Source organism: Telluria sp. ZT3P26, assembly GCF_059686035.1.
In genome coordinates, this window is the sequence record NZ_JCASII010000005.1 from 90,228 (window position 1) to 109,204 (window position 18,977).

The 18,977-nt window shown below is 64.5% G+C and carries 13 protein-coding genes and 1 tRNA gene; 13 read left to right on the plus strand and 1 reads right to left on the minus strand.

What is annotated here, in order from left to right; all coding sequences use genetic code 11:
* Positions 1–12 precede the first annotated feature (12 nt).
* From AC56LN_RS16860 to AC56LN_RS16870, 3 genes are all read left to right on the plus strand, one after another.
* On the plus strand, positions 13–675 hold the full coding sequence (locus AC56LN_RS16860) for a response regulator (protein ID WP_499573431.1): 663 nt from the start codon (positions 13–15) through the stop codon (positions 673–675).
* A 125-nt stretch (positions 676–800) separates the two neighbouring features.
* On the plus strand, positions 801–2,447 hold the full coding sequence (locus AC56LN_RS16865; protein ID WP_499573433.1) for an AMP-binding protein: 1,647 nt from the start codon (positions 801–803) through the stop codon (positions 2,445–2,447).
* A gap of 7 nt (positions 2,448–2,454) precedes the next feature.
* Positions 2,455–2,979 (plus strand): MarR family winged helix-turn-helix transcriptional regulator, encoded by a 525-nt coding sequence (locus AC56LN_RS16870; RefSeq protein WP_332533409.1) that lies wholly within the window; start codon positions 2,455–2,457, stop codon positions 2,977–2,979.
* 1 nt (position 2,980) lies between these two features.
* On the opposite strand, the gene AC56LN_RS16875 is transcribed toward AC56LN_RS16870, so the two are convergent.
* Positions 2,981–3,055 (minus strand) — tRNA-Arg (locus AC56LN_RS16875).
* A 228-nt stretch (positions 3,056–3,283) separates the two neighbouring features.
* Between AC56LN_RS16875 and AC56LN_RS16880 the strand changes: the two genes are divergently transcribed.
* From AC56LN_RS16880 to AC56LN_RS16925, 10 genes are all read left to right on the plus strand, one after another.
* Positions 3,284–5,185, plus strand: a complete 1,902-nt coding sequence (locus tag AC56LN_RS16880; protein ID WP_499573436.1) for an ATP-binding cassette domain-containing protein — start codon at positions 3,284–3,286, stop codon at positions 5,183–5,185.
* 39 nt (positions 5,186–5,224) lie between these two features.
* Positions 5,225–5,959 carry a CAAX prenyl protease-related protein gene (locus AC56LN_RS16885; protein WP_499573438.1) on the plus strand — a complete coding sequence of 245 codons (735 nt, stop codon included), beginning with the start codon at positions 5,225–5,227 and terminating at the stop codon, positions 5,957–5,959.
* A gap of 36 nt (positions 5,960–5,995) precedes the next feature.
* Positions 5,996–7,213 carry an XrtB/PEP-CTERM-associated polysaccharide biosynthesis outer membrane protein EpsL gene (gene epsL / locus AC56LN_RS16890; RefSeq protein WP_499573440.1) on the plus strand — a complete coding sequence of 406 codons (1,218 nt, stop codon included), beginning with the start codon at positions 5,996–5,998 and terminating at the stop codon, positions 7,211–7,213.
* Positions 7,214–7,423: 210 nt separating this feature from the next.
* Positions 7,424–8,212, plus strand: a complete 789-nt coding sequence (gene epsE / locus AC56LN_RS16895; protein ID WP_499573442.1) for a polysaccharide export protein EpsE — start codon at positions 7,424–7,426, stop codon at positions 8,210–8,212.
* A gap of 170 nt (positions 8,213–8,382) precedes the next feature.
* A complete protein-coding gene (locus tag AC56LN_RS16900) occupies positions 8,383–8,865 on the plus strand; it encodes an MgtC/SapB family protein (RefSeq protein WP_499573444.1) in 483 nt (160 codons plus the stop codon).
* A 659-nt stretch (positions 8,866–9,524) separates the two neighbouring features.
* Positions 9,525–11,519, plus strand: coding sequence for a heparinase II/III family protein (locus tag AC56LN_RS16905; RefSeq protein WP_499573445.1), 1,995 nt, complete (start codon positions 9,525–9,527; stop codon positions 11,517–11,519).
* A 438-nt stretch (positions 11,520–11,957) separates the two neighbouring features.
* A complete protein-coding gene (gene galE, locus AC56LN_RS16910; RefSeq protein ID WP_499573447.1) occupies positions 11,958–12,956 on the plus strand; it encodes a UDP-glucose 4-epimerase GalE in 999 nt (332 codons plus the stop codon).
* 16 nt (positions 12,957–12,972) lie between these two features.
* Positions 12,973–14,139 carry a nucleotidyltransferase family protein gene (locus tag AC56LN_RS16915; protein WP_183550210.1) on the plus strand — a complete coding sequence of 389 codons (1,167 nt, stop codon included), beginning with the start codon at positions 12,973–12,975 and terminating at the stop codon, positions 14,137–14,139.
* Positions 14,136–15,554, plus strand: coding sequence for a mannose-1-phosphate guanylyltransferase/mannose-6-phosphate isomerase (locus tag AC56LN_RS16920; protein ID WP_499573449.1), 1,419 nt, complete (start codon positions 14,136–14,138; stop codon positions 15,552–15,554). The genes AC56LN_RS16915 and AC56LN_RS16920 overlap by 4 nt, the downstream gene beginning before the upstream one ends.
* A gap of 434 nt (positions 15,555–15,988) precedes the next feature.
* Positions 15,989–18,967, plus strand: coding sequence for an ExeM/NucH family extracellular endonuclease (locus tag AC56LN_RS16925; protein ID WP_499573451.1), 2,979 nt, complete (start codon positions 15,989–15,991; stop codon positions 18,965–18,967).
* The last annotated feature ends 10 nt before the right edge of the window (positions 18,968–18,977 follow it).

Below are 18,977 nucleotides of genomic sequence, written 5' to 3' on the forward strand. Positions count from 1 at the left end.
GGTGGAGACGGGATGAACGTGCTGGTGGTGGACGACGATGTGGTGGCGCGCATGATGCTGATGCATCTGGTGGACAGCTGCGGCAGCCATGCGATCGTCGAAGCCGAAGACGGCGCCGATGCCTGGCGCCAGCTGGAAGCCGGCCTGCGGCCCGATATCGTGTTCTGCGACCTGCGCATGCCGCATCTGTCCGGGCTCGAACTGCTGCAGCGCGTGCGCCAGACCCCGCTGCTGGCGGCGCTGCCGTTCGTGCTGGTTTCTGCGGCGTCCGACAGCAGCACGATGGATGAAGCAGCATTGGCCGGTGCCAGCGGCTACATCGTCAAGCCGTTTCGCCACGAGGACGTGCGCGCCCAGTTCGAGCGGCTGTTTGCGTCAACCGACGCGAACGACGCCATCGACGAAGCACCTGACGCCGTGGTGCGCCGGCTGGGCATCGACACCGATCGCCTGCGCCTGTATCTCGATGGCCTGGCGCGCCAGTTGCAGGCCGCGCAGGGCGGGTTGGCCGAAGGCGCCGAGGGCGCGCAGCAGCTCGCGCGCCTGCGCGACGGCTGCAGCATGCTCGGCCTGCATGGCGCCGCCGCAGCACTCGACCGGGCACCGCTGGCGGCAGGCCTGGCGCAGGCACAGGCTGCGGTGATGCGCCAGATCGGGCGCGCCGCGCGTGCGTGATGCCGATGGCCTGTCTGCCGAACAAATTTCCTTGCTGGCGGTGTGCTTTGGACTTACAGTATCCCGCAGGTGTTGCCTGACCGGCGCTGCCGGTCGACTGCTTCATTGTTAGCCGGGATCACGCCATGAACGACGTCACCAGTGCCGCGCTGTCCCCGTCCGGCCACACGGACGGCTTCGCGCGTACGCACCTGCCGCCGCCGGATGCCTGGCCCGACTTCCTGTTCGACCTGCCCGAACTGCAGTATCCGCCGCGCCTGAACTGCGCGAGCGTGCTGCTCGACGACGCCATCACGCGCGGCTGGGGCGCGCGCACGGCGCTGATCGGCGCGCGCGAGCGCCTGACCTATGCCGGCCTGCTGGCGCAGGTCGATCGCATCGCCCACGTGCTGCGCGACGATCTTGGCCTGGCCACCGGCAGCCGCGTGCTAGTGCGCGGCGCGAATTGTCCGATGATGGCGGCCTGTATCCTGGGCGTGATCAAGGCCGGCTGCATCGTGCTGCCGACCATGCCGCTGCTGCGCGCACGCGAGCTGGGCGCCATCGCCGACAAGGCGCGCATCAACGCGGTGCTGTGCGCCGCTGGCCTGATGGAGGCCGTCGAGGCACTGGGCCTGCGCGTGCCGGTGCTGGTGTTCGGCGAGTTGGTGCCGGATGCGCCAGATGCACCCGATGCGCTCGAAGAACGCATGGCGCGCCACGACGCCCCGTTCGTCGCGGCCGACACCGCGCGCGACGACGTCTGCCTGATCAGCTTCACGTCCGGTACCACCGGCATCCCCAAAGGGACGATGCACTTTCATCGCGACGTGCTGGCCGTGTGCGACTGCTTCCCGCGCCATACGCTCGGTGCGCGCGCGGACGATATCTTCATCGGCACGCCGCCGCTGGCGTTCACGTTCGGGCTGGGTGGCCTGCTGCTTTTCCCGCTGCGCGTGGGCGGCGCCGGTGTGCTGCTCGAACGCCTGAGTCCCGAGGCGCTGCTGGCGGCCATCGCCGACTACCGCGCCACCGTATGCTTCACGGCGCCGACCTTCTACCGCCTGATGGCGGCGCAGGCGGCTTGTTCTGACCTGACCAGCCTGCGCGCCAGCGTCTCGGCCGGCGAGCCGCTGCCGCTGGCCACGCGCGCGGCCTGGCAGGCGGCCACCGGGCTGGCGATGATCGACGGGATCGGCGCGACCGAATTGCTGCACATTTTCATCGCCAGCGCGGGCGCAGCCATCCGGCCGGGCGCGACCGGCAAGCCGGTGCCGGGCTACCAGGCCTGCATCCTCGATGCCGACGGCGTACCTGTCGGCCCGGGCGTGATCGGGCGCCTGGCCGTGAAAGGCCCGACCGGCTGCCGCTACCTGGACGACGAGCGTCAGGGTGATTACGTGCAGGGTGGCTGGAACATCACGGGCGACGCCTATGAAATGGATGCCGACGGCTATTTCTACTACCGCTCGCGCACCGACGACATGATCATCTCGGCCGGCTACAACATCGCCGGCGCTGAAGTCGAAGAAGCGCTGCTGCACCATCCGGCCGTGGCCGAGTGCGCCGTCGTGGGGCGGCTCGACCCCGAGCGCGGGCAGGTGGTCGAGGCCCACGTCGTGCTGCGCGCAGGGCAGGCAGGGTCGGCGGGTCTGGCCTGCGAACTGCAGGAATTCGTGAAGGCGCAGATCGCGCCGTACAAGTACCCCAGGGCCATTTTGTTCAAGGAAAAACTACCTCGCACCGAAACCGGTAAACTACAACGCTTTAAATTACGCACGAACGCAGATTGAGGACAGCATGCAGGAAGTGGATGGACGTGAACAAGACCCAGCAATGGGCGGGGCAGCCGAGCTGGACATGGAAAGCCGCCTGACGGACGAACATCACCAATCGCTGCGCCTGTGGCTGCGCATGCTGTCGTGCACGACGCGCATCGAAAACGAGATCCGCAGCCGCCTGCGCACGACGTTCGACATCACGCTGCCGCGCTTTGACCTGATGGCGCAGCTCCAGCGGCATCCGGACGGCTTGCGCATGGGCGAACTGTCCAAGCGCATGATGGTCACGGGTGGCAATATCACGGGGATCACCGACCAGCTCGAACGCGAGCAGCTCGTGGTGCGGGTGCAGGATGTGAACGACCGGCGTGCATCGGCCGTCAAGCTGACGCCAGCGGGGCGCGCAGCGTTCGACGAAATGGCGGCAGTGCACGAGCGCTGGATCGAGGAAATGCTGGCTGATGTGGCGGCAGAAGACAAGGCGACGATGATCGCGCTGTTGTCGACCATGAAGCGCAGTTTGCGCGTGGATGACGGGGTGTAGCTGGTCCCCCCGACTGGAATCGAACCAGTATCCCACGCTTAGGAGGCATGTGCACTATCCATTGTGCTACGGGGAGGACGCCCGCGCCGCCAGGTGCTGACGGCGCGAAGCAGGGCAAGCCTGCAGTCCGGCGGGCAGGCCCCGCAGGGCGGGCTGGTACCGTGAACCGGTTGCAATTATAGCCGGGATCGAAATAGAAATGCAGGTTCATGCCCGGCAGTCGGTACAATGTGCCCCTTAATCAATCAACGCACCTTTTCCCCCGCGCCTGAATTTTCCTCGCGCGACGAAACGCATACCGATCATGGCTGTCATCTCCATTAGTTCCGCTCAACTTGCTTTCGGCCACGTGCCGCTGCTCGATCACGCTGATTTTTCCCTAGAGACCGGCGAACGCGTCGGCCTCATCGGCCGCAACGGCACCGGCAAATCCTCGCTCCTGAAAGTCATCTCGGGCCGCTCGCGCCTGGACGATGGCTTGCTGGTCATGCAGCAGGGCGTGTCCATCGCCTATGTTGAACAGGAACCGGTGTTTGACCTGAGCATGACGGTGTTTGCCGTCGTCGCCGGCGGCATGGGTGACCAGCAGGCGATGCTGACCGAATACGAAGAGCTGACCGGCAAGTTCGGCCAGGGCGACGACGACGCGCTGATGGAGCGCATGCATGTGATCCAGACCAAACTCGACGCAAACGACGGCTGGAACCTGGCGCACAAGGTCGAGACCACGCTCGATCGCCTGAACCTGTCGGGCGACGCGCTGATGGGCACGCTCTCGGGCGGTATGCAGAAGCGCGTGGCGCTGGCCGTGGCGCTGGTGTCGGCGCCGGACGTGCTGCTGCTCGATGAGCCGACCAACCACCTGGACTTCACGTCGATCAAGTGGCTGGAAAGCCTGCTGCGCGAATTCCGTGGCTCGGTCCTGTTCATCACCCACGATCGTAGCTTCCTGGACAACGTTGCCACGCGCATCATTGAACTCGACCGCGGCCGTCTGCTGTCGTTCCCGGGCAACTTCACGACCTACCAGGCGCGCAAGCAAGAACTGCTGGCCAATGAAGAAGTCGAAAACGCCAAGTTCGACAAGTTCCTGGCGCAAGAAGAAGTGTGGATCCGCAAGGGCGTGCAGGCACGCCGCACCCGCGACGAAGGCCGTGTGCGCCGCCTGGAAGCACTGCGTTCGCAGCGCGCGGTGCGTCGCGACCAGCAGGGCCAGATCAAGCTGGACGTCGCCACGGGCGAGCGCTCGGGCAAGATCGTTGCCGATCTCGAGAACATCTCCAAGATGTACGGTGACAAGGTCATCGTCGACAACTTCACCGGCACGCTGATGCGCGGCGACAAGGTCGGCCTGATCGGACCGAACGGCGCCGGCAAGACGACGCTGCTCAAGATCATCCTGGGCGAAGAGACGGCCGACAGCGGCAAGGTCCGTCTGGGTACCAAGCTGAACGTCGCGTACTTCGACCAGATGCGCACCCAGCTCAATGAAGAAGCCAGCCTGGCCGACACCATTGCACCGGGCAGCGACTGGGTCGAGATCAATGGCCAGCGCCGCCACGTGATGACGTACCTGAACGACTTCCTGTTCTCGCCGGAACGCGCACGTTCGCCGGTCAAGTCGCTCTCCGGTGGCGAGCGTAACCGCCTGCTGCTGGCGCGCCTGTTCGCCAAGCCGGCCAACTGCCTCGTGCTCGATGAGCCGACCAACGATCTGGACATCGACACACTCGAGCTGCTCGAAGAGCTGCTCGAGGAATACACGGGTACCGTGTTCCTGGTCAGCCACGACCGCACCTTCCTCGACAACGTCGTCACGCAGGTGATCGTGGCCGAAGGCGCGGGCAAGTGGCGCGAATTCGTCGGTGGTTATACCGATTGGGAACGCGTCAAGGCGGCCACGCCGGTGGTCCAGGCGCCGGTCAAGGCCAGCGCGCCAAAAGCGGACGACACGGCAGCCCCGGCTGCCAAGAAGGTCAAGCTGAGCTACAAGGAACAGCGCGAGCTGGAAGAACTGCCGAAGCTGATCGCGACGCTGGAAGACGAACAGTCGGCCATCACGGCGCAGCTCAACGGTCCGGACTTCTACAAGCAGAATCCGGCCGACGCCAAGCGCATCAATGCGCGCTTTGCCGAAATCGAAGACTTGCTCCTCGATGCGCTCGAGCGCTGGGAAACGATCGAAGCGCGCTCGCGCGGCGTGTAAGCAACAGGGACGGGCAATGGCCGGGCGGAGCGACTTTTCATGATGGACGACGAGTCGCGCACCGCCCGGCCAGATGGCCCCGCGTCTGCTGCGCCGGTGGCCGATGCACCTTTCCTGACCCGCGCCGCCTGGGCGCGGATCCTGCCATTCGGCACCTACATCCTGTTCATCGTGATTGGCGACCTGCTCGAACGCATGGGCATGAGCCGCGCCGACCTGCGCTGGCTGTATCCGGTGCAGGCCGGCGCCGTGCTGGCGCTGCTGGCCGTGTTCTGGCGCCAGTACGACGAGTTGCACCGGTTCAGCCTGCGCCTCTCGCACACGCTCGTTGCCATGGTCGTCGGCGTGATCGTGCTGGTGCTGTGGGTCAATCTGACCGTGCCATGGATGACGCTCGGCAGCACGCCCGGCTACGATCCGCGCACCGGTGGCGAGATCGACTGGCTGATGGTGACACTGCGTATCGCCGGCGCGGCGCTGGTCGTGCCCGTCATGGAAGAATTGTTCTGGCGCTCGTTCCTGATGCGGTGGGTCGAACACGCCAACTTCCGGCTCGTTGATCCGGCGCGTATCGGATTCAAGGCATTCGTGATTCCATGCGTGCTGTTTGGCTTTGAACACACGCTGTGGCTGGCCGGTATTGTCGCTGGCGTGGCGTATGGCGTGTTGTATATGCGGCATCGCAACCTGTGGTCGCCCATTCTGGCCCACGCTGTCACGAATGGGTTGCTGGGCGTCTGGGTCGTCTACACAGGGGGCTGGCAATTCTGGTGATTCCTCCGGTAGCACGACCCGTGGAAGACGACGACCATGCCAGCCTCTCCAGCGTTGCATCGCCTTTCGCCGGTCGCGTTCTGCGCCGGTGCGCTGTATTGCTTTCCTGCAGCCGCAGCGTCCACCGCATCCTCTGAAGGCGTGCAACTGCTCGCCGGCATCGGCTGGGCCCATGACGACAATCTCCTGCGCCAGGCCGGTGGCGTGTCTGCCTTCGGTAACGGGCGCAGCGACAGCTACCGCACGTTCGAGGCGGGTGTGGTGCTCGCCAAACAGATCAGCCGGCAGCGCATCGCGGCCACGGCCAGGGTCTCGAAGACCGCGTTCGATCGATTCAGGCAGCTCGACTACACCGGGCGCAACCTGCAAGCCACGTGGTTCTGGGAAATCGGCGACAGGTTCGACGGCCATCTGGCGGGGCTGTATCTCGAGACGCTGGCCCCCTACACCGACTTCAACAGCGACCAGCGCAACCTGCGCCAGCAGCGCCGCCAGGAAGCCGATGCCGGCTGGAAGCTGCACCCAAGCTGGAAAGTGCGCGTCGGGGCCGTGCGCGACAAGGCCAGCTACGACCTGGCGATCCAGCGCTTCAACAACCGCACCGAAACCACGTTTGAAACCGAGCTGTTGTACCAGCCGAGGGGCGGCAGTGCGCTGGGCGTGGTCGCGCGCCGCATCAAGGGCAGCTATCCGTTCCGGCGTGCGTCCATCGCGACGGGCCTGAACGACGATTTCACCCAGAACGAACTCAAGCTGCGCGTGCACTGGCTCGCCACGGGCTCGACCACGGTGCAGGGCCTGGCCGGTTACGTGCGGCGCGCGCAGCCGTCGTACGGCGCGGGTGCCACGAGCGGCGTGAACGGCCGCGTCGACGTGGTCTTCACGCCCCGCGGCCCGGTCAGTTACCAGGCGGGCGTGTGGCGCGACTTCGCACCGATCGAAAGCCCGTTCATCAGTTACACGCTCAACCAGGGTGCAAGCATCGGTGTCAACTGGGCTGCCAGCGCCAGGGTGGCCGTCGAGGTTAGCGCGCTCTACGAGCGGCGTCGCTCCACGGGGCGGGGCGACTTCACCGGCGCCGATGCACTGCGCGACGCACTGCGCTCGGCCAGCATGCGCGCCGTGTGGCAGGTCAGGCCGAAGGTGAAGGTGGTTGCCGGGGTTGTCCACCAGGCCCGCAGTGCGGCGGCGCGGCTCGGCACGGGCAAGTTCGATGCCAATGTGGTGGAGGTTACCGCCAACGTGCTGTTCTGACCGGCGCGTTGACGGCCAGGTGTTTTTGCGCGCACGACGCACATCGGTTGCGCTTGCGCCAGCTCAATCGGTTGCGCCGCTTTTCGACGGAACCGATGGGTTGCAGCCGCGTCGAATGACATGTCAGGCAGATTTTTTCCGGGACGGGTGCTGCCGCTTCCGGCCAGGCGCAGGCACCCTGCAACGATCACCAATGCGGATGGAGGCATCATGAAGCGTGTCGTCATATGGATCGCAGGCCTGGCATTGATATTGGGCATGGGCATGGCTGGCGCGGCCGAGGTGCTGCTGGGGCCGGGCGACGTGGTCAAGCTGTCAGTATATGGCAGTCCCGACCTGTCACTCGAAACCCGCGTCAGCGAAAGCGGCCACCTCACATTCCCGTTGCTAGGGCAGGTGGCCGTCGGCGGCATGCCGGTGGCGGCAGCCGAGAACACCATCGCGGGGCTGTTGGAGAAAAGCGGCTACCTCAAGCATGCCCAGGTCAATATGCTGGTGACGACCATGGCGAGCCAGCAGATTTCGGTGCTGGGCCACGTGAACCGGCCCGGCCGCTATCCGGTGGAAGGCCGCCGCCGCGTGCTCGACATGCTGGCGCTGGCCGGCGGCATCCATAGCGAGGGTGGCGACATGATCAGCCTCGTGCGCACGCGCGACGGCAAGACCATGCGCGAGACCATCGATGTGGTCGACATGGTGCGCAAGGGCGAACTCGACCGGGACGTCGAAGTGGCCGGCGGCGACATCATCTTTGTCGAACGGGCGCCGCGTGCGTATATCACCGGCGAAGTCAGTCGCCCGGGACCATTCCGGCTCGAACGTGGCATGACGGTCCAGCAGGCGTTGTCGGCTGGCGGTGGCCTGAGTCCGCGCGGCAGCAACAACGGCATCCGCATCACGCGCAAGGATGCCAGTGGACAGTCCGTCTCGCTGGACGTGCGGGGCAGCGATATGGTCCAGATCGATGACGTGATCGTCGTGCGCGAAAGCTGGTTCTGACCAGCGGCGGCTGGCAGGCGATGCCGGCGGCTTGTATGACTTGATGCAGCCTTGCCAACTCTCAATCGCGTCATCTCGCATCGATGACAATGCCCACGGGCGAGCGTGGCGACACCCTTCTTGCATGGATGGCATCATTTCCTTGATAAATGTGATCAAGGATGGGGGGCATGCGCGTGTGGTGGACAGAAAGCTTGCAGACGATTCAACGTGAATTTTCCGATCTGGGCGACGCCGAGGATGTGACGGTGATCGTCGTGCGTCTGCTGGTGGCGTCCGTCCTGGGCGGCTTGCTTGGTTATGAACGCGAAACGAAAGGCGCCTCGGCTGGCCTGCGCACCCACATGCTCGTGTCGGTTGGCTCGGCGCTGTTCGTGCTGATTCCTTTGCAGGCGGGGATGACAATCCAGGACTTGTCCCGTGTCCTGCAAGGCGTCACGGCCGGTATCGGCTTCCTGGGCGCCGGCGCCATCCTCAAGCAGCGCGACAATAACGACGTCAAGGGATTGACCACGGCTGCCAGTGTCTGGATGACCGCTGCGATCGGGGTTGCCGCCGGCATGGGGCGCGAAGGGACGGCCGTGCTCAGCGCACTGTTCGGCCTGGTGATTCTCGCGTTCATCCGTGCGCCCGGCAAGCGCAGCGTTGAATGATCACGCCGCGTTGGCACGCGCGCTGCGCCAGCCGGCATGCGGCCTCGCCGACAGGCACGCCGACATCATAGGTCGTACCATTGACCCGTTATTGCACCGGCCATATTCTTGTTGCAAACTAACCGCCCATGCGCCGTACGACCCGGCTTACCGCGATCGGATACGTGTTTGCGGCGTCCCGAAGCGATCGCCTTAGCCATCCGGAAGGTACTCACCAGGCCCGTCGCAGCCACGGCGCGCTATCGTCAGCGTGGCGTCGACCGGGTGTGTCGAAGCGACTGCACAGCCCGGAAATCGCGGGTCTGCATGACGCCGCACGCATCGTGAATCGTGCGTGGCGTCCGACACGGGAAAATGTATGATCGGAAAAATTGTGCCTTTACCAAGTGCGCGGACGAGATGGTCCTGCGATTGCCAGGCCGGTTGCCGTCGGTTCCATCGCGCTGCCGTCGGTTCAGCGTGGCAAGCCACACCAGACCGCGTGCCGCGCTGCAAGCCCCCTCGACAAGGTGCCGGTAACTCCCGCCCGCGGGAACACGCCGGCGCTGGTCGCCCGCCACGCTCGACCAGCGAGACATCCGCCGGCGCTGCGCTTTACGCACGCCTGGCGGGGAAGGGCAACCGGTTAAACAGATGGAGTGTTGCATGAAGGAAGCGTGATGAACGGAGCAAACATGGTATGGCTGGTGAACCGCTTGCGCTGCATGTCGGTGGCCGAGATGGGGTACCGGGTGCAGCAGGCGACCGCGATCCGGCTGGGACGCAGCATGGCGGGCCGTGCGCAGCTGGTGCAGTCTCGTGCAGCGCCCCCGTCCGTGCCGGCGCTGACGCTGGGCGTGCGCGGCGCGCCGGAACTCGATCCGCGCGAGGTCGAGGCACTGCTGCTGGACGCCGAACGCATCTGTGCAGGCCACGTCGTGCTGTTTGCCGATGGTCGCTTCGACGTTGGCGTGCCCACCGCATGGAACCGCGATCCCGATACCGGCGTGACCGCGCCGGCCGTGTACCGTGGCGACATCGCCATCACCGATCGCGAGCTGGTCGGGGACATCAAGCATGTCTGGGAATTGAACCGCCACCTGCACCTCGTGCGACTGGCGCAGGCCTGGGCGCTGACGCGCGATGCGCGCTGGATGGATGCAATCGGCCAGAACCTGCGCAGCTGGCTCGAGCAATGTCCGCCGCTGACCGGTCCCAACTGGACCAGTTCGAGGGAACTGGGCATCCGGCTCATCAACTGGAGCCTGATCTGGCAATTGATCGGGGGCGAGCGCAGCGCACTGTTCGAGGGCGACGACGGACAGCGCCTGCGCGCCGACTGGCTCGGCAGCATCCACGCGCACTGCCGCACGATCGCGCGCCATCTGTCGCGCCATTCACTGGCCAACAACCACCTGATTGGCGAGCTGGCCGGCCTGTACATGGGCGCCGTCACCTGGCCGTGCTGGAAGGAGTCGCGCGATTGGCAGGCGCTGGCGCAGAACGAGCTGGAAGTCGAAGCCCAGGCGCAATTTTCACGCGATGGCGTCAACCGCGAACAAGCCTTCGGCTACCACTTGCTGGTGTGCGAATTCCTGTTCGTGGCGGGCTTGCTGGCGCAGACCGGCGGCCACAGCCTGCGACCGTTTTCGCGCGCGTACTGGGGCAGCCTGCAGCGCGCGCTGCGCTTTTTACGCTCGGTACGCGATGTCGGTGGCAATGTGCCGACCGTGGGCGACGCCGATGACGGCTGCGTATTCCGCCTGGACGCGTCGGGCATGGACCGCGCCGCGCAATTGCTGGCGCTGGGCGACACCGTGTTCGGCGGCCATGCCGACAGTCATCCCGGCGTGCGCTGGCTGCTGCACACGCTGCCGGGCGGGCGGCCCGATTGCGACCCGCACGAGGTTGATACGGGCTGGGCGTTTCCCGACGGCGGCTACCTGCTGTTCGGCAACCATTTTGGCGAGGCGGACGAGATCAAGGGCTTGCTCGACTGCGGACCGCTGGGCTACCTGGGCACGGCTGCCCACGGCCACGCCGATGCACTGGCGCTCGCGCTGTCGGTGGCGGGTGAACCTTGCCTGGTCGATCCTGGCACCTATTCGTATGGCCAGGATGACAAATGGCGGGATTACTTCCGCGGCACGTCCAGCCACAACACGGTGCGCATCGATGGCGTCGACCAGTCGGTCCCGGGTGGCCGGTTCATGTGGCTGCGCAAGGCCGTTGCCAGCATCGAGCGCATGCCGGCCTCGCCCCACGAGTTCGACTTCCGCGGTTCGCACGATGGCTACGCGCGCCTGCCCGATCCGGTGCGTCATGTGCGCAGTGTCCGCTTCGAAAGCGCCAGCAACACGCTGACCGTGCGCGACGAGGTATCCGGCAGGAAGCCGCACAAGGTCGAGTTGTTCTGGCATTTCGCGCCCGGGCTCGACGTGCGCCTGACCAGCAACGGCCTGGCCGTGCGTGGCCGCCGCTTCGTGCTGCAGATGCAGGCCAGCGGCGAAGATCTGCACCTGGAGCTGGTGAGCGGCGCTGAAAACCCGCCGCTCGGCTGGTACTCGGCCACCTATCAGTCCAAGGTGCCGTGCGATGTGTTGCGCATCTCGACCGTTTCGTCTGCGGTGCCGGTGGAATGCAGGTTTTCAATCACGTTCATCGACGAAAAATAGCACCGTTGCACACACCGTTGCCGGCTGCCAACCGGCATGCCAATGCGCGGTAAAGCGGGGCATTGCTGCCAGATTGCCAGTACGTACAAGCATGCGCGCGCGCGCTTTTTGCAAAAGGCTTGTAAAATAGATAAGCTTTGCTATGACGCTATGCAGCAATATTGCGTCACAGGGCGTACGGTCGAGCAACCTGGTCCGTAGCAGCAAGGCACGCGCGGTTTTTTGTTCGCTGCACAACAGGATATCGTGCGCGGGGTCGACCGGATGTATCCTAGTCACACCATGGCGTCGATTGTCGCCCGCTCGTTGGTCCTGACGAGAGAAGCGGTGACGGGCAGGGTGTAGTAAAAATAGCAAGAAAGCGCAGCAGGCAACATCAGGCAACAAGGTTATTGCAAACAATAATTGATCACTACAAGTGAAAGCAGAGAGCAATACATGAAAATTCTCGTTACTGGCGGCATTGGTTACATCGGCTCGCACACCGTCGTCGAACTGCAGAGCGCAGGTCACGACGTGGTGGTGCTCGACAACCTGTCCAACGCCCAGTTGTCGGTGCGTGACAGGGTAGAGCGCATCAGCGGCAAGCCGTTCGCCTTTGTCGAAGCCGATATCCGTGACCGCGCAGCGATGGAAGCGGCATTTGCCGAGCACAAGCCGGAAGCGGTCATTCATTTCGCCGGCCTGAAGGCCGTGGGCGAATCGGTGGCCGAGCCGCTGCGCTACTACGACAACAATGTCTCGGGCAGCGTCGTGCTGTTCGAAACGATGGCCAAGTTCGGCTGCAAGTCGCTCGTGTTCTCGTCGTCGGCCACCGTGTATGGCGACCCGGCCTCGGTGCCGATCCGCGAAGATTTCCCGCTGTCGGCCACCAATCCGTACGGCCGCAGCAAGCTGATGATCGAAGAGATCCTGCAAGACCTGGCCAAGGCCCAGCCCGACTGGCGCATTGCGCTGCTGCGCTACTTCAATCCGGTGGGCGCCCACGAGAGCGGCCTGATCGGCGAAGAGCCAAGCGGGATTCCGAACAACCTCGTGCCTTACATCGCCCAGGTTGCCAATGGCCAGCGCGAGAAGCTGTCGGTCTTCGGCGGCGACTACAACACGCCGGACGGCACCGGCCAGCGTGACTACATCCACGTCGTCGACCTGGCCATCGGCCACGTCAAGACCCTGGACCGCCTGGCCAAGGGCCCGGGCATCGTTGCCTACAACCTCGGTACGGGGCGCGGCAACAGCGTCCTGGAAATGATCCGCGCGTTCGAGGCCGCCAGTGGCCGCAAGGTCGCCTACCAGATCGTCGACCGCCGCCCTGGCGACGTGGCCAAATGCTACGCCGACCCGGCCAAGGCACGCGATGAACTCGGCTGGACCGCCGAACGCGATGTCGCTCAAATGTGCGCCGATGTATGGCGCTACCAAACCACTGCCAAATAATTCAAAGGAACATCGAATGAAAGCCATGATTCTCGCCGCAGGCAAAGGGACGCGCGTGCGTCCACTCACCTACGATCTGCCAAAACCGATGATTCCGCTGCTGGGCCGGCCGGTGATGGCCTACCTGGTCGACCACCTCCGAAAAAACGGCATTTCCGAGATCATGGTCAACGTCAGCTGGCTGCATGAAAAAATCGAAGAGTACTTCGGTGAAGGCGAGCAGTTCGGCGTCCAGATCGGCTATTCGTTCGAGGGTTACACGAAGGACGACGGCGAAGTCGTGCCGATGCCGATCGGCTCGGCCGGCGGCATGAAGAAAATCCAGGAATTCGGTGGCTTCTTCGACGACACGACGGTCGTGCTGTGCGGCGACGCGCTGATCGACCTGGACCTCAAAGCAGCCCTGATGGAACACCGCCGCAAGGGCGCGATGGCCACCGTCATCACCAAAGAAGTGCCATGGGACAAAGTCTCGTCGTACGGCGTGGTCGTGACCGATGAAGAAGGCCGCATCCAGGAATTCCAGGAAAAGCCAGCCGAAGCCGACGCCAAGTCCAACTTCATCTCGACTGGTATCTACATCTTCGAGCCGGAAGTCATCGACCTGATCCCGTCGGGCGTGTCGTTCGATATCGGCTCCGACCTGTTCCCGCTGCTGGCCGAGCGCGGCCTGCCGTTCTACGCCCAGGGCCGCCCGTTCAACTGGCTCGACATCGGTACCATGAGCGACTACTGGGAAGTGCTGCAGACGGTGCTGACCGGCGAAGTGAACCACATGCACGTGCCGGGCATCCAGATCAAGCCGGGTCTGTGGGTTGGCCTGAACACCAGCATCGACTGGGAAGGCACCACGATCGAAGGCCCGGTGTACATCGGTTCCGGTTGCAAGATCGAAGCCGGTACGCGTATCGTTGGCCCGACCTGGATCGGCCATGGCAGCCACATCTGCGAAGGCGCCGAAGTCGTTCGCAGCGTCCTGTTCGAGTACACGCGGGTGTTGCATGATGTAACATTGAATGAAATGATTGTCTTCAAGGAATACAGTGTCGACCGAAATGGCGAGATGAAGCACACTTCCGAATATTCTTCCGAAGAGTGGCTCAATGCACGTGATCGTCGCACCTCGCGCCGCAAGGACACCCCGGACACCAACGAGTCAAAGAAAGAGAAAGTCAGCGCATGAAGATCTATCCAGTCATCCTCTCCGGCGGCGCCGGGACCCGCCTGTGGCCCCTGTCGCGTGCCGTTCTGCCAAAGCAGTTGCTGCCACTGGTTGCCGACAAAACCATGTTGCAGGACACTGCCTTGCGCGTGACGAACTGGCCTGGATTGATGGCGCCACTGGTAGTTTGCGGTAATGATCACCGTTTCATGGTGGCTGAACAGTTGCGCGAAGTGGGCATCACGCCACTGGGCATCCTGCTCGAGCCAGTCGGCCGCAACACCGCGCCGGCCGTGGCTGCGGCTGCGCACCACCTGCAACAGATCGACCCGGACGCTGTCATGCTGGTGTTGCCAGCCGACCACGTCATCGAGAATGCGCAAGCCTTCCGTGAAGCGGTCGAGCGCGCCACCCGTCTGGTCGCGGCCGGCAAGCTGGCCACGTTCGGCATCGTGCCGAAAACGCCGGAAACCGGCTACGGCTACATCCGCCGCGGCGAACCGGTGGCCGAGTGCAGCGATTGCTACAACGTCGCGCGCTTCGTCGAAAAGCCGGATGCTGCCACTGCCGAAGGCTTTGTTGCCGAAGGCACGTATTACTGGAACAGCGGGATGTTCATGTTCGGCGCCGCGCGCTACCTGCAAGAACTGGAAGAGCATGCGCCGGCCATCGCCGCTGCTGCCAACCAGGCCATGCACGCCGCGTACCGCGATCTCGATTTTTGCCGCCTCGACGAAACCGCCTTCTCGGCGTGCCCGTCCGATTCGATCGACTACGCGGTCATGGAGCACACGCGTGACGCCGCAGTCGTGCCGGCCGACATCGGCTGGAATGACGTCGGTTCGTGGTCGGCGCTGTGGGAAACCCAGCCGAAAGATGTCAACGGCAACGCCCAGCGCGGTGACGTGTATCTGGATGGCGTGAAAAACTCGCTGGTGCGTGCCGAAAGCCGCATCGTGGCCGTCGTTGGTCTCGAAGACATCGTTGTCGTGGAAACCCAGGATGCCGTGCTGGTCACGAGCAAGAGCCAGGTGCAGCGTGTCAAGCAGGTGGTCGAACACCTGAAGTCGAAAGAGCGCACCGAGCACCTGCACCACACCAAGGTGTATCGTCCATGGGGCCACTACGAAGGCATCGATGCGGGCGACCGTTTCCAGGTCAAGCGCATCACGGTCAAGCCGGGCGAGAAGCTGTCGCTGCAGATGCACCATCACCGCGCCGAGCATTGGGTCGTGGTATCGGGCACGGCGCGCGTGACGTGCGGCGATACGGTCAGCCTGCTGTCCGAAAACGAATCGACGTACATCCCGATCGGCATGAACCACCGTCTGGAAAACCCGGGCAAACTGCCGCTGCACATCATTGAAGTGCAGTCGGGCAGCTATCTGGGTGAAGACGATATCGTTCGCTTCGAAGACATCTACAAGCGCGCGTAACGTAATTCATCAGGCTGTACCACGCTGATGCCGGGGCAGTCGTCTTGACCGCCCCGGCATCACGACACACCACGGCGTTTCCGCCTTCGCTATCACCTGGCCAACACCGGCCAAGTCACACTTTGCCACACCCATCAATTCTGCCTGCTGCACGCTGGCGGCACTGCGCTCGTCCGTCACCTGGTCGTTGACCGCTCCTGCCCGACATCCGTTCCGCTGCGCCCGTCCCGGGGCCATGCATCTGCGTCAGACACCTGACCAGCCCCGCAGCAACGACCGTTTTGGCAGGGTAATTTCCAATTGTGTTGTATGCATGATGAAGATTGGTTCCTTCGGACTAATGCAGCGTCATCATATTGTCAATTTGCGCATTTACTATGATTTTGTTAATGAATGCCGCAAGCATGCCTTGCATGACAACCAACAGGGAATCCATGACCACCTTTGCATCCTTCATGCCACGGCGTACGCTGCTGGCGACCTTGATTGCGGGCTTTGCCGCGACAGCCTCGGCTGCCCCGGGCGACGTCGTGATCAGCCAGCTGTATGCCCATTCGAACAACGCTGGCGGTCAGTGGAGCCACGACTTCGTCGAACTGTTCAATCGCAGTTCTTCGCCAGTCAGCCTGGATGGCATGAGCTTGCAATACCAGTCCGCGACCGGCACCAACTGGGGATCGGTCACGCGCTTGCCGGCTGTGGAACTCAAGCCAGGTCAATACTTCCTGATGGTCGGTCGCAGCGGCACCCAGTCCAACGCCATGCCGGTGGGCACGGGCGACGCCACCAGCGCCAGCTTCGACATGGCGGCAGGCGGCGGCAAGGTGGCGCTGTCCGGTATTGCGACGCAGATGCCGGCGGGCGAGGGCACGAACCTGATCGACCTGGTGGGCTTCGGCAGCGCCAACCGCGCCGAGGGCGCGCCGGCACCGGCCCCGTCGACCGTCAATTCGATCCAGCGCGCGGCACTCGGCTGCCAGGATACCGACAACAACCGTGACGACTTTGCTGGCGCGCCCGTGACCGGCCCGCGCAGCATGGCGTCGGCCATCCAGGCATGCGGCGGCCCGGTCGTGCAGCCGATCGTGCTGACCTGCCCGACGGCGGTCCAGGTCGCGCAGGGCAGCGCTTCGTCGACCGTCCTGTCGGCCATCGACGGCGACGGCATCGTCAACAGCGCCAGCATCATCGCTGGCGCCCGTCCGGGCATCAGCCTGCTCGACTTCGCAGCCGCCGGCGCCGTCGGCGGCCGTGCCCAGGCGCAGCTCGTCATTGCCGACACGCTGGCCGCCGGCAGCTATCCGGTCCAGGTCCAGTTCGGCAATGTCGCCGGCGACGCCGAAACCTGCGCCATCAACGTCAATGTCGCTGGTGAATTGCGCATTCCGGCCATCCAGGGTTCGGGTGCGGCCAGCCCGTATGTCGGCACGGTCCAGTCCACGCAGGGCGTGATCACGGCCAAGATCGGCAGCGGCTTCTTCATCCAGGATGCCGCCGGCGATGGCGACCCGTCGACGTCGGACGGCCTGTACGTCTTTGGCGCGCCGACCGATGCGCCGATCGGCGAACTGGTGCGCGTGACAGGGACGATCATCGAATACCGCCCGACTGGCGCCAACCGCACCTACACCGAATTCTCCAATGTCACTGGCGTGCAGCGCCTGGGTACCGGTCCGGCCATCACGCCGACCAATATCGTGTTGCCGAACGCCGACCTGGCCAGCGTCGAAGGCATGCTGGTGCGCTTCACGTCGCCACTGACGGTGAATGGCAACCGCAACGTCGGTGACCGTGGCGAACTGATCCTGGCCAATGGCCGCCGCGAAAATCCAACCAACCGTTTCCCGCTCGGTTCGCCCGAAGCGCTGGCGCTGTACCAGGAGCACCAGGCCAACCAGATCGTGCTGGACGACGGCATCTTTGTCGCGCCTGCCGTGATTCCGTACCTGGCCGAAGACGGCACCGTGCGCGTCGGCGACACCGTCACCGACCTGACGGGCGTTATCGACTATGGCGCGCTGGGCGGTGGTGGCGCCGGCTTCAAGCTGCAGCCGACCATGGCCCCGACCTTCGCCCGCACCAACGAACGCACCCCGGCGCCAACGCTGCCAGCGGGCATCAAGGTCGGCAGCGCCAACGTGCTGAACTTCTTCACGACCTTTACCGACGGGCGCGACGCCTGGGGCCGCACCGGCCAGGGCTGCACCATCGGCAACTCGACGTCCGCCGGCAACTGCCGCGGTGCCGACAACACGGCCGAGTTCATCCGCCAGCGCGACAAGATCGTCAAGTCGCTGGCCGCGCTCGACGCCGACGTCGTCGGCCTGATGGAAATCCAGAACAACCGTGACATCGCGGTGGGCTACCTGGTCGAGCAGCTCAACGCCGCCACGGCGCCGGGCAAGTACGCCGTGGTGCCGCAGCCGGTTGCACTGGGTACCGACGCGATCCGTGTGGCAATGATCTACAAGCCGTCGGTCGTGTCGCTGGTGGGCGGTGCGCTGTCGGATGGCAACGCGATCAACAACCGTGCGCCGATGGCCCAGACCTTCATGGCCGGCAATGGCGGAGGCAAGTTCTCGGTGGTCGTGAACCACCTGAAATCCAAGGGCGGTTGCAGTGGCGCCGGCGCCGGCGATACCGATCCGGGTAATGGCGCAGGTTGCTGGGATCGTACCCGCACCCAGCAGGCCCAGCGCCTGACGTCGTACTTCATCCCGCAGGTGATCGCGGCCGCCGGCGACCCGGACGTGCTGGTCATTGGTGACCTGAACGCCTACGCGTTCGAAAGCCCGATCAACCACCTGACCGGCGTGGCCGGCATGGTCAACCTGCTCGAGCGTTTCGTGCGCCCCGAGGCAATGCCGTACTCGTACGTGTTCGACGGCCTGTCGGGCTACCTCGACCACGCACTGGCAAGCAGCTCGCTGGCCGCGCAAGTGGTGGGCGCCGCCGAGTGGCACAGCAATGCCGACGAGCCGGAAACCATCGACTACAACCTGAACGACACCGCGCAGGATCCGTACCGCGACAACGCCTACCGTGCATCGGATCACGATCCGCTGGTGGTGAGCCTGAACCTGACGCCGGCGTTCGGCGATGTCACGGCATCGGTCAGTGCTGATATTGGCGGCTTTGCGATCAACCGTCTTACCGGCAAATACAGTGGCAAGGTCACGGTCACCAACACGAGTGCCACGGTCCTCACCGGTCCACTGCATTTCGTCATGCAGGGCTTGCCGAGCGGCGTGACACTCGACGGCAGCAGCGGCATGCGGGCCGGCGCGCCTTACCTGACGCTGCCGCAAGCGAGCATCGCGCCCGGCGCCACCGTCACATTCACCACCACGTTCACCAATAGCGCCAAACGGTCCATTACTTACACCCCGCAGCTGGTTTCCGGCGCGCTCTGATCAGGAATCA